The sequence below is a fragment of the Klebsiella sp. CN_Kp100 genome (assembly GCF_040065315.1).
GTDB classification, from domain to species: Bacteria; Pseudomonadota; Gammaproteobacteria; order Enterobacterales; family Enterobacteriaceae; genus Klebsiella; species Klebsiella oxytoca.
Genome location: NZ_JBEAIJ010000009.1, coordinates 17,783 through 28,837 on the forward strand (window position 1 = coordinate 17,783; position 11,055 = coordinate 28,837).

At 55.2% G+C, this 11,055-nt stretch carries 10 protein-coding genes; 9 read left to right on the forward strand and 1 reads right to left on the reverse strand.

Annotated elements, in window-relative coordinates:
• The first annotated feature begins 34 nt into the window (after positions 1-34).
• From ABLV12_RS08330 to ABLV12_RS08350, 5 genes are all read left to right on the forward strand, one after another.
• Positions 35-808: a DeoR/GlpR family DNA-binding transcription regulator gene (locus tag ABLV12_RS08330; protein ID WP_004106029.1), complete on the forward strand. Its 774-nt coding sequence runs from the start codon at positions 35-37 to the stop codon at positions 806-808.
• Between the two features lie 330 nt (positions 809-1,138).
• A complete protein-coding gene (locus ABLV12_RS08335; RefSeq protein ID WP_160886189.1) occupies positions 1,139-1,708 on the forward strand; it encodes a fimbrial protein in 570 nt (189 codons plus the stop codon).
• A gap of 60 nt (positions 1,709-1,768) precedes the next feature.
• Positions 1,769-2,461, forward strand: coding sequence for a molecular chaperone (locus ABLV12_RS08340; protein WP_004106031.1), 693 nt, complete (start codon positions 1,769-1,771; stop codon positions 2,459-2,461).
• A gap of 56 nt (positions 2,462-2,517) precedes the next feature.
• Positions 2,518-5,043: a fimbria/pilus outer membrane usher protein gene (locus ABLV12_RS08345; RefSeq protein WP_064397191.1), complete on the forward strand. Its 2,526-nt coding sequence runs from the start codon at positions 2,518-2,520 to the stop codon at positions 5,041-5,043.
• Between the two features lie 13 nt (positions 5,044-5,056).
• Positions 5,057-6,136 carry a fimbrial protein gene (locus tag ABLV12_RS08350; protein WP_201506322.1) on the forward strand — a complete coding sequence of 360 codons (1,080 nt, stop codon included), beginning with the start codon at positions 5,057-5,059 and terminating at the stop codon, positions 6,134-6,136.
• 50 nt (positions 6,137-6,186) lie between these two features.
• Here ABLV12_RS08350 and rsmI read toward each other — a convergent pair whose 3' ends face one another.
• A complete protein-coding gene (gene rsmI, locus ABLV12_RS08355; protein ID WP_016809836.1) occupies positions 6,187-7,047 on the reverse strand; it encodes a 16S rRNA (cytidine(1402)-2'-O)-methyltransferase in 861 nt (286 codons plus the stop codon).
• Between the two features lie 63 nt (positions 7,048-7,110).
• Between rsmI and ABLV12_RS08360 the strand changes: the two genes are divergently transcribed.
• The 4 genes from ABLV12_RS08360 to dolP all read left to right on the forward strand — a co-directional run bounded on the left by ABLV12_RS08360 (position 7,111) and on the right by dolP (position 10,941).
• The gene (locus tag ABLV12_RS08360; RefSeq protein WP_348866976.1) at positions 7,111-9,210 is read left to right on the forward strand and encodes a penicillin-binding protein activator; all 2,100 of its coding nucleotides are present in this window, start codon (positions 7,111-7,113) and stop codon (positions 9,208-9,210) included.
• Entirely contained in the window at positions 9,168-9,554 is a 387-nt protein-coding gene (locus tag ABLV12_RS08365) for a YraN family protein (protein ID WP_004106044.1), read from the forward strand. Before ABLV12_RS08360 ends, ABLV12_RS08365 begins: the two co-directional genes overlap by 43 nt.
• Positions 9,555-9,765: 211 nt before the next feature.
• The gene (gene diaA, locus ABLV12_RS08370; RefSeq protein ID WP_002918211.1) at positions 9,766-10,356 is read left to right on the forward strand and encodes a DnaA initiator-associating protein DiaA; all 591 of its coding nucleotides are present in this window, start codon (positions 9,766-9,768) and stop codon (positions 10,354-10,356) included.
• Between the two features lie 9 nt (positions 10,357-10,365).
• Positions 10,366-10,941, forward strand: a complete 576-nt coding sequence (gene dolP / locus ABLV12_RS08375) for a division/outer membrane stress-associated lipid-binding lipoprotein (RefSeq protein ID WP_004106049.1) — start codon at positions 10,366-10,368, stop codon at positions 10,939-10,941.
• Positions 10,942-11,055: the final 114 nt, after the last annotated feature.

Below are 11,055 nucleotides of genomic sequence, written 5' to 3' on the forward strand. Positions count from 1 at the left end.
ACACTAAGATCAGTTAATTATCAGGCAAATTAATATGAACTCATTCGAGCGAAGGAACAAAATTGTCGAAATGGTCAATACGCAGGGTAGCGTATTGGTGCTGGACCTTTCGAATCTCTTTGGCATCTCCGAAGTGACTATCCGGGCCGATCTCCGCCTGCTGGAGGAAAAGGGATTACTCACCCGCTTTCACGGCGGCGCCGCGAGGCCCGGCAGCAATTTAACCGAAGGAGATAGCCAGGAAGTGGTGCTGGAAGAGCGTTATCAACTGGCCAGCGACCCGAAAAAGCGAATAGCCCAGGCCGCGGCGGCAATGATTAGCGAAGGCATGACGGTGATCCTGGATAGCGGCAGCACCACCCTGCTGATTGCCGAGGCGCTGGTACGTATGACCAATATTACGGTGATTACCAATAGCTTACCCGCAGCGTTTACGCTTTCAGAAAATAAAGATATCACCCTGGTGGTGTGCGGTGGCACCGTGCGCCACAAAACGCACTCGATGCACGGCACCATCGCTGAACGCTCGCTTCAGGGCATCAGCGCCGATCTCATGTTCGTCGGCGCGGACGGTATCGACACCACCAACGGCATCACGACCTTCAACGAAGGCTACTCCATCAGCGGCGTCATGGCAGCCGCTGCGCATAAAGTCGTTGCCGTGCTGGATGCCAGCAAATTTAATCGTCGCGGCTTCAACCAGGTTCTGCCGATGGAGAAAATAAACTGCGTGATTACCGATGACGGGATTAGCGGGGAATATCTCGCTGAGTTAAAAAACACACCCATTGAGTTACAAATCGTCTAGACAACCCGGCAGATATTAAACATCTGCCTTTTGTCACTTGATTAATATTATAAAAAACAAAACCTATAAAAATAGCTTGCCAACCAGTATGTTCATGAATTCATTTTTAATAAAATCAGTTCATAAACCCATTCCTGAAAACTTTTATTTAAACGTAAATTAAGCACATTTAACTTTACAGCGAATTACCATAAATACAATCCTAAAACCCACCTCAGCCAATATGAATTCATAAAAAGTTCAATATAATCTTCGTCGTGATGATTTATGAAAAAAGCTTAATCACCATAAAAGATGTTTTCCAAAAAAAATACATGGATGAGGTAAAAAATGAATGTAATTGCAAAGTCCGTTGCAGTTGGATTACTGGCAATGGCTGCAGGCAGCGCCTGGGCAAGCGATGGTACTATTGAATTCACGGGTGAAATCACCACCTCTACCTGTGAATTCGCTAACGGCGATACGGTAAATGTTGAACTGGGCCATTACTCTTATGCCCAGTTTAAAAGCGTAGGCGACAAATCACCAACTACCCAGTTCACCATTCCATTGACCAACTGCCCGACTCAGCCCTGGAAACACGCTAATGGTAACACCAACAGGATGTTCCAAATATGGCTGGAAACGCGTAGCACCGGTACTACAGGCGATAATAACGATCTGGTTGCAGTAACAGGCTCAGGCACGCCAGCGACCGGCGTCGGTATCCGCATCGATCGCGCTTCCGACGGTACCCAGTTAGCGCTGAATAAACTGAACGACACGCCAGTCTATTTTGATATGACGGGTGAACAAACGGACGTCAATCTGCAGGCTTACTACGTCTCTACCGTTGAATCTTCGGCCATCACCGCCGGGGAAGCGAACGCTTCCGTCGACGTTACCATCGATTATCGTTAATTCTCACGTTGTGCTTTTACCCACCATATGGTGGGTAAAACTTTTTATTGGAGCCGCAGGATGAAAGGGAAAACCCTGGTAGCATTGGCCTTGTTGCTTGGAGGATGGGTCAGCCAAAGCCTGGCCGGCGGGATCGTTCTGCAAACCACGCGGGTGATTTACGACGCCAGTAAAAAAGAGGCCGCCCTGCCCGTTGCCAATCACAGCAGCAAGATGCCCTATTTATTGCAATCATGGATTGATAATCCGCAAGGAACAATCCGCGGGCCGTTTATTATGACCCCGCCGCTGTTTCGACTGAATGCCGGCGACGACTCCTCATTACGTATTATTAAAACCGAAGGCAATTTGCCGGAAGATAAAGAGTCGCTGTTTTATGTTAACGTGCGGGCTATTCCGGCCCAATCGAAAAGTGAAGCGGAAAAAACCAACGCGCTGACCCTGGTATTTAAAACCAGAATAAAGCTTTTCTATCGTCCGGCGCATCTTAAAGGCGCCCCGCAGGATGCGTGGAAATCTATACAATATAAGCGAACGAATAATACCTTAGATATCTATAACCCATCCGCCTATTACGTGGTATTTGCCGGCATCGCATTGGGTAAAACTGATTTAACCAATCAGGTTGACTATATCGCTCCCGGCGAGCACAAACAAATTCCGCTACCTGCCGCATCGGGTAATACCGTGCAGTGGGCCGCCATCAATGACTATGGCGGCACCACGGCAAAAGAAACTCGGGTACTGCAATAACGCTTACGCAGGCAAGACGTAAATAACAATAAATAACGGATACGGGCAATCAGGGAATGCAAAGCAACACCACAGGGAAAAAAAACGTGCTGGCGCTTAAAAGCCTTGCTTACAGGGTCAGGCACGCTTTGCCGATGATGCTGGCCGGCAGCGGCCTGATATGTCATGTCGCGCAGGCCGATGACTTTTATTTCGATCCTTCGCTGCTGGAAACCAACAAAAGCGGCCTGCAAACGGTAGATCTATCAGCCTTCTCTCAGGACAGCGCCCAGCTACCCGGCGAGTATATCGTTGATATTTATATTAATAATAAGAAGCTGACGCAGCGTAAAATCCCGTTTGCCGCCGGAGATAACCACCAGCTTATCCCCCAGTTTACCGTCGGCCAGCTGCGCGAGCTGGGCTTTAAAGTTGATGAGATCCCGGCGCTGGCGAAGCTGGACGATGCAGCAAAAGTCACCAACCTCGCGCAAACGGTGCCGAACAGCAGCAGCGAGCTGGATCTCAACCACGGTAAGCTGAACATGAGCGTACCGCAAATTATGCTCTACCGCGATGCCAGAGGCTATGTTGACCCCTCCCGCTGGGACAATGGCGTCCCGGTGCTGTTCACCAACTATAACTTTACCGGTTCAGAGAGCCGCTACGACGGCGGCGAGCGCAGCAGGCGCCAGTATCTGAACATGCAGAACGGCGCCAACCTCGGCCCGTGGCGGCTGCGCAACTACTCGACCTGGACGCACAACAGCGACACTTCGCAGTGGGACAGCATTAATACCTGGATGCAGCGGGATATCAAAAGCCTCAAATCGCAGCTGGTGATGGGCGAAAGCGCGACTGACGGCAGCGTGTTCTCCAGCTATCAGTTTACCGGCGCGCGGCTCTATTCCGATGACAGCATGCTGCCTAACAGCCAGCGCGGCTTTGCGCCGACGATCCGCGGGATCGCTAACTCCAGCGCTATCGTGACGGTTCGTCAGAACGGTTACACCATTTACCAGAGCACCGTGCCTGCCGGCGCTTTCGAGATCAACGATCTGTACCCCTCCTCATTCAGTGGCGATTTAGACGTGACGATTGAAGAGGCTGACGGTACCACGCGCCATTTTGTACAGCCTTTCTCCTCCCTGCCAATGATGCAGCGGCCGGGGCACCTCAAATATAGCGTCACCGCCGGGCGCTTTCGGGCGGCAGGCTCGGAGGACAGTAAAGAACCGGAGTTCATTGAAACTACGGGGATTTACGGCCTGAGTAACACCTTTACGCTGTACGGCGGCCTGACGGGCTCCGAGGATTACCAGGCGTTAACTCTGGGTATCGGCGGTACGCTGGGAGAGTTTGGCGCCCTGTCGATGGATATTGGCCGGGCGGATACCCGCTTTGATAACGGCGACAGCGATTCCGGCTACAGCTGGCGCACCCAGTACATTAAAGATATTCCAGAGACCGGCACCAATCTATCGCTGGGCTATTACCGCTATACCAGCACTGGCTACTTCACGTTCTCAGATGCCAACCAGCGGGATATCGACGCTGGCGATCGGCAGAGCAGCGAAATCCAGTTCAGCATTAATCAGAATCTGTTTACCGGCGTCAGTTTTTACGCTTCCGGTTCGCAGCAGGAATACTGGGACAAAGGGCAGAAGGACAAAAACCTGTCGATTGGCCTCAGCGGCAACCTGTGGGGTGTCAGCTATAACGTCAGCGGCCAGTTTACCGATTATGCCGATCGCGACAGCGATCGTTCGCTGTCCATCAGCCTCAGCGTACCGCTGGACCGCTGGCTGCCGCACGCTAACGCCAACTGGCGGATCACCAGCCAGAAGGATCAAGCGACCCAGCATGAAGTCGGAATCAACGGCTCCCTACTGGAAGATAGCCGTCTGAGCTACAGCCTGAAACAGCGGCAGAGCGAGAATAACGACAGCAACGGCAGCAGCCTCTACGGCAGCTATCGTTCCGCCTACGGCACCGTCAACGCCGGTTACGATTACAGTTCCGATAACCGCCAGATGAGCTATGGCCTGGCCGGCGGCATCGTGGCGCACAGCCACGGCGTCACCTTGTCGCAGCCGCTGGGTAACGCCTTTGCGCTGATTGATGCCGATGGCGCCTCTGGTATACGCGTCAAAAACTATCCCGGAATCGCTACCGACTACTTCGGCTATGCCGTGATCCCCTACCTGACCTCTTATCAGGAGAACCGTATCTATCTGGATACCACCATGATGCCTGACGACGTCGACGTCACCCAGACCATGAAGCTGGTGGTTCCGAGTCAGGGAGCCGCTGTGACCGCGCAGTTTAGCGCCAAAGTTGGCCAGCGCGTGCTGCTGACGCTGACCGACAGAAACGGTAAACCGCTGCCGTTTGGCGCGATGGCCAGCAGCGAAAGCCAGCAGCAGCAGAGCATTGTTGATGAAGGCGGCGTGCTCTATCTCACCGGCGTCAACGAACGGCCGCAGGCCTGGAACGTGCGCTGGGGGAATGAAGAGCATCAGCAGTGCCGATTTACGTTTAGCCTGCCCGCTAACGGCCAGCGCACAGCCTCCGTTATTCGGGCCACGACAACATGCCGCTAAGGAACAAAACACCATGAAAAACGCGATTCATCTTTTAACCGGCGGCATTGCTCTCGCCCTGTTTGCCGCAGCACCGGCACGCGCGGCGATGGGCGGCTGCGAAGCCGTAGGCGGGCCTGTTAGTTTTACCACCAGCTTTGCCAACGAGTGGACAAAAGAGCAAAACGTCGCCGGGACTTTAATAGACCTGACCTCCGGCACCACATCTGGCGGTAGCTATAAAATGGTTTGCGACTGTCCTGCCAACACCGGGGTTAATCTCTACTATTCAGCAACCACGCCGTTAGCTAGCTCCGGCTATTCCGGATTTCAAAAATTAAATGATAATCTGGATATTAAAACGGTGATTACCGATGTACCTGGCGTATCGGCGCTTACGGTTCCTACTAACATAAACTCACCGGTTAGGGGAGAAGGTTATTTTAAGGCTGCAAACGATAATGGCGTATGTAATGGGGATCCTGACGAACAGCGCGCCGGGACATTTACCGTAGGCAGTAACGTCAGCATTACCTTTCGCGTCACGCAATCTTTTTTAGGCCGGATGGAGATCCCCAGCACGCATATTGCTACCCTCCAGTCGGCCTGGAGTAGCACTGTTGGTTATGCAAAAAACGTCTACAAAGATATTGCCGATATCTATCTCGAGGGCAGCATCACCGTTCCGCAAAGCTGTAAGATTAACGAAGGCGATGTCATTCGGGTCGACCTTGGGCAAATCAGCGCCTCAAAATTCACCACTAAGGACCACATGCCTGACGGATATACGCCTGTAAAGTTTGATATTGTCTACGATTGTGGGGATGCGTCATTATATCAAAAATCTGACACTCTTGAACTTGTTGTGCAGGGTGATGACGTCGTGAGTCAGTACGTGCTCGCAGCCCGCCGCAGGGAATCAGATAATGTTGCTGATGTTGGTATTATGATGCGCCATAACGTCAATATACCCATGAATGGTGGATCGATAACTTTAGATAAATCAGCTCCAGGCGCTGTACAGCTGCAAGCCCAACCCATTAATCTGGTCGGCGGAGTACTGCAGCCAGGCCCGTTCCACGGCTCAGTGACGCTCACCGCAACGGTTAGATAGCCAAGTCCGCCTTTCCTGACGCGCTATCAGGAAGGCGGTAATTCGCAGTATTACCCCTGCTGCTCCAGAGCATACTTATACAGCGCGTTTTTCTTCACGCCGTGAATTTCTGCGGCCAGGGCAGCGGCTTTTTTCAACGGTAGCTCGGCCTGCAGCAGGGCCAGCGTGCGCAGCGCCACCGCCGGCAGCGCCTCTTCCTGCGCTTTAAAACCCTCGACGATCAGCACCATCTCGCCTTTACGGCGGTTTTCATCTTCTTTCACCCATGCCAGCAGCTCGCCGATGGGCGCGCCGTGAATCGATTCCCAGGTTTTGGTTAGCTCCCGCGCCAGCACCACGTAGCGGGACTCGCCCAGTACCGTGCAGATATCTTCCAGGCTTTCCAGCAGGCGGTGGGTCGATTCATAGAAGATAATGGTGCGCGGCTCTTCTTCCAGCGCCTTCAGCGTATCGCGACGCCCTTTAGACTTCGCAGGCAGAAAACCTTCGTAGCAGAAACGATCCGACGGCAGCCCCGCCGCGCTCAGCGCCGCAATCGCCGCGCAGGGGCCGGGCAGCGGCACCACGCGGATATTGGCCTCGCGGCAGGTGCGCACCAGATGGTAACCGGGATCGTTAATCAGCGGCGTTCCGGCATCGGAAACCAGGGCGATGTTTTGCCCCTCTTTTAGCTTCGCCACCAGCGTTTCCGCTTTTTGCTGCTCGTTATGATCATGAAGCGCAAATAACCGGGCGTTAATCGCAAAATGCTGCAGCAGCAAACCGGTATGGCGGGTATCCTCGGCCGCAACTAAATCAACGGCTTGCAACACTTCCAGCGCGCGTTGCGTGATATCAGACAGATTCCCTATCGGAGTGGGCACAATATAGAGCTGTCCCTGAGAATTATCTGCTGATTCGTGTTGTTTCATTGTCTCGTCCGTATTGCCGAATTAATATTGAGCATTGAGCCAAAAAAATATCACTGGACACATATGGTACCGTCAACATTTCTTCGTTCTAAACCCGTGCGTTGTCTGCCCGTACTGCTGGCCGCTCTGATCTTTGCCGGCTGCGGCACCCACACCCCGGACCAAAGCACGGCGTATTTGCAGGGTACGGCACAGGCAGACTCCAGTTACTATCTGCAACAGATGCAGCAAAGCTCGAATGATAGCAAGACCAACTGGCAATTACTCGCCATTCGTGCACTGCTGAAAGAAGGTAAGAAACCGCAGGCCGTTGAGCTGTTCAACCAGCTGCCGTCCGGTCTTAACGCTGCGCAAAGTCGCGAACGGTCGTTGCTGGCGGTAGAAGTGAAGCTGGCGCAGAACGACTTCCAGGGCGCGCAGGCGCTGCTGAGCAAACTCGATCCGGCAAGCTTTGAGCAGAACCAGCTGCCGCGCTACTGGCAGGCGCAAATTGACGCCAGCCAGGGGCAGCCTTCGCTGAACCTGCTGCGGGCCCTGGTCGCCCAGCAGCCGCTGCTGAGCCTGGCCGCGCAAAAGCAGAAGAACATCGACGCGACCTGGAAAGCGCTCACCGCGATGACCAAAGATCAGGCCTACGCGCTGGTGATTAACGCCGACGAGAACGTTCTGCAGGGCTGGCTGGACCTGCAGCGCATGTGGTTTGATAACCGCAGCGATCCGACAATGCTCAAAGCAGGCATCAAAGACTGGCAGACCCGCTATCCGCAAAACCCGGGCGCGAAAATGCTGCCGACGCAGCTCGTCAATATGCAAAACTACCAGGCCGCATCGACCAATAAAATCGCGCTGCTGCTGCCGCTTAACGGCCAGGCGGCCATTTTTGGCCGGACTATCCAGCAGGGCTTTGAAGCGGCGAAAAACGGCGCGCCTGCCGTTTCCGGAAGCGCGGTGCCCGCCCAGGTCGCCCAGGTCGCCCAGGTCGCCCAGGCGGCGAATGTTACCGATAGCGCAGTGGTAAGCCCGTCGCAGGCGGAAGTAACCGATCTGACGGCGACGAACAGCGCTCAGGCGCCAGTACAAACGCCAGCTGCCGACCAGGCGCAAGCTCAGGCGCCGGTCACCGCACCGGAGGCGACATCCGCCCCGGCGCCGGAGACCACCAGCCAGCCGGTACAGGCACCGCAGACTCAGGCTGTGTCCGCCATCCCGGCTAACCCGGCCGCCGAGCTGAAAATCTATGACACCACCACGCAACCGATGAGCCAGCTACTGGCTCAGGTACAGCAGGACGGCGCGACCATCGTCGTCGGCCCGCTGCTGAAAGATAACGTCGAACAGGTCATCAAGAGCAATACCTCGCTGAACGTGCTGGCGCTCAACCAGCCGGAGAAAATCGAAAACCGGGTTAATATCTGCTATTTCGCCCTCTCTCCGGAAGACGAAGCTCGCGACGCGGCGCACCACATACACGATCAGGGTAAACAGACTCCGCTGCTGCTGGTGCCGCGCGGCGCGCTGGGCGATCGCGTGGTTAATGCCTTTGCCAATGAGTGGCTGAAGCTGGGGGGCGGCACGGTACTGCAACAGCGTTTAGGTTCCACGGCCGAGCTGCGCGGCAGCGTTAACAGCGGTATTTCATTAAGCGGTACGCCGGTTTCTACCCTGCCGTCAGCGCAGGACAGCGCTCTGGGAAGCCCGAGCGATGTGCCGGTCAGCAGCACCGGCGGCGTCGACGCCGCGTACATCCTGGCGACACCGGAACAAATTGCTTACGTCAAGCCGATGATTGCCCTGCGTAACGGTAGCCAGAGCGGCGTGACGTTGTACGCCAGCTCCCGCAGCGCCCAGGGAACCTCCGGCCCGGACTTCCGTCTGGAGATGGAAGGCCTGCAATACAGCGAAATCCCGATGCTGGCGGGAAGCAACCCGGCGCTGCAGCAGCAGGCGCTGGCCGCCGTTCGTAACGACTACTCGCTGGCGCGCCTGTACGCCATGGGCGCCGACGCCTGGTCTCTGGCCAACCACTTCTCGCAGATGCGCCAGGTGCCAGGCTTTGAGCTGAACGGCAATACCGGCGATCTTACGGCCACGCAGGATTGCGTGATCAACAGGAAACTGTCATGGCTCAAATACCAGGGTGGGCAAATCGTCGCAGCCAACTAAGTAAACAGACCGGCGATGCCTGGGAAATGCAGGCGCGCCGCTGGCTGGAGCGCCAGGGTTTGCGCTTTATCGCCGCCAACGTCCGCGAGCGCGGCGGCGAGATTGACCTCATCATGCGCGACGGTAGCGTCACCGTATTTGTCGAAGTACGCTATCGTCGCAGCGCAAGCTACGGCGATGCCGCTTCCAGCGTCACGCCGCAAAAGCAACAAAGACTGCTCAAAGCCGCGCGTCTGTGGCTCTGCCGACAGAATGGGAGCTTTGAGACTGTGGATTGCCGTTTCGATGTGGTAGCCTTCACCGGAAACGACATCCAATGGCTAAAAAACGCCTTTGGCGAATAGCGTATACCCAAAATAATTGGAGTTGCAGGACAAAGCACTTGTGCTTTGAACAGCGCTGGCGCTGGCCCCGAAGGGGCGAGACCGCAGGCCGAGTAACGCGGCAAGCGAGAAAGTCCCGATGAGCTGACTCAAGTCAGTGATTCGGGCGAACAAGCGTAGCCAACGCACAAGCAACCTGAAGTATGATGGGTAAAATGAATTAAGGGATCCCGTGCTCGACAGAATCAAAGCCTGCTTCACCGAAAGCATTCAAACCCAAATTGCAGCAGCGGAAGCACTCCCGGACGCCATCTCCCGTGCAGCTATGACGCTCGTACAATCGCTGCTGAACGGCAACAAAATTCTCTGTTGTGGTAATGGCACTTCCGCCGCCAACGCACAGCATTTTGCTGCCAGCATGATTAATCGTTTCGAAACTGAACGCCCTGGTTTACCCGCCATTGCACTAAATACCGATAATGTGGTCTTAACCGCAATTGCCAACGATCGCCTGCATGATGAAATCTATGCCAAGCAGGTGCGTGCGTTGGGACACGCCGGCGACGTACTGCTGGCGATTTCTACGCGCGGCAATAGCCGGGATATCGTGAAAGCCGTGGAAGCGGCGGTCACCCGCGATATGACTATCGTGGCGTTAACCGGTTATGACGGCGGTGAACTGGCTGGCCTCTTAGGGCAGCAGGACGTCGAAATCCGCATTCCCTCGCATCGCAGCGCGCGAATTCAGGAAATGCATATGCTCACCGTCAATTGTCTGTGCGATTTGATCGATAACACGCTTTTTCCACACCAGGACGATTAAGGAGAACACATGAAGGCTCTCTCGCCCCTCGCCATTCTGCTGTCTGCGCTACTGCTTCAGGGATGCGTTGCCGCAGCGGTAGTTGGCACGGCAGCGGTCGGCACCAAAGCCGCGACGGACCCGCGTACGGTAGGTACTCAGGTGGATGACAGCACGCTGGAGCTACGCGTCAACAGCGCGCTATCCAAAGATGAACAAATTAAGAAACAGGCCCGCATCAACGTGACCGCCTACCAGGGTAAAGTCCTGCTGACCGGTCAGTCTCCAACGCCAGACCTCTCCGCGCGCGCGAAGCAAATCGCAATGGGCGTAGAAGGGACAACGGAGGTGTTTAATGAGGTTCGTCAGGGCCAGCCGATCGGCTTAGGTACCGCCTCTTCGGATACCTGGATCACCACCAAAGTCCGCTCCCAGCTGCTGGGTACCGACCAGGTGAAATCCTCCAACGTGAAGGTAACAACCGAAAATGGCGAAGTGTTCCTGATGGGTCTGGTTACCGATCGTGAAGGACGCGCGGCGGCGGATATCGCCAGCCGGGTAAGCGGCGTGACTCGCGTCACCACCGCTTTTACCTATATCAAGTAAACGTTAACCCCCCGGCTTGCGCTTTGCTGAGCCGGGCTACGGGTTCATCGCCTGCTGTAAACCCGTAGCCCGATGTGATGGACACCTCCCCCTTACGGCATCAAAGTGCCAGAC

What these genes read in the sequence shown, in the direction of transcription:
- ABLV12_RS08330 (WP_004106029.1), top strand. Translation starts at nt 35, where the DNA reads ATGAACTCATTCGAGCGAAGGAACAAAATTGTCGAAATGGTCAATACG.
- ABLV12_RS08360 (WP_348866976.1), top strand. Translation starts at nt 7,111, where the DNA reads ATGGTACCGTCAACATTTCTTCGTTCTAAACCCGTGCGTTGTCTGCCC.
- ABLV12_RS08340 (WP_004106031.1), top strand. Translation starts at nt 1,769, where the DNA reads ATGAAAGGGAAAACCCTGGTAGCATTGGCCTTGTTGCTTGGAGGATGG.
- ABLV12_RS08345 (WP_064397191.1), top strand. Translation starts at nt 2,518, where the DNA reads ATGCAAAGCAACACCACAGGGAAAAAAAACGTGCTGGCGCTTAAAAGC.
- dolP (WP_004106049.1), top strand. Translation starts at nt 10,366, where the DNA reads ATGAAGGCTCTCTCGCCCCTCGCCATTCTGCTGTCTGCGCTACTGCTT.
- rsmI (WP_016809836.1), bottom strand. Translation starts at nt 7,047, where the DNA reads ATGAAACAACACGAATCAGCAGATAATTCTCAGGGACAGCTCTATATT.
- ABLV12_RS08335 (WP_160886189.1), top strand. Translation starts at nt 1,139, where the DNA reads ATGAATGTAATTGCAAAGTCCGTTGCAGTTGGATTACTGGCAATGGCT.
- ABLV12_RS08365 (WP_004106044.1), top strand. Translation starts at nt 9,168, where the DNA reads ATGGCTCAAATACCAGGGTGGGCAAATCGTCGCAGCCAACTAAGTAAA.
- ABLV12_RS08350 (WP_201506322.1), top strand. Translation starts at nt 5,057, where the DNA reads ATGAAAAACGCGATTCATCTTTTAACCGGCGGCATTGCTCTCGCCCTG.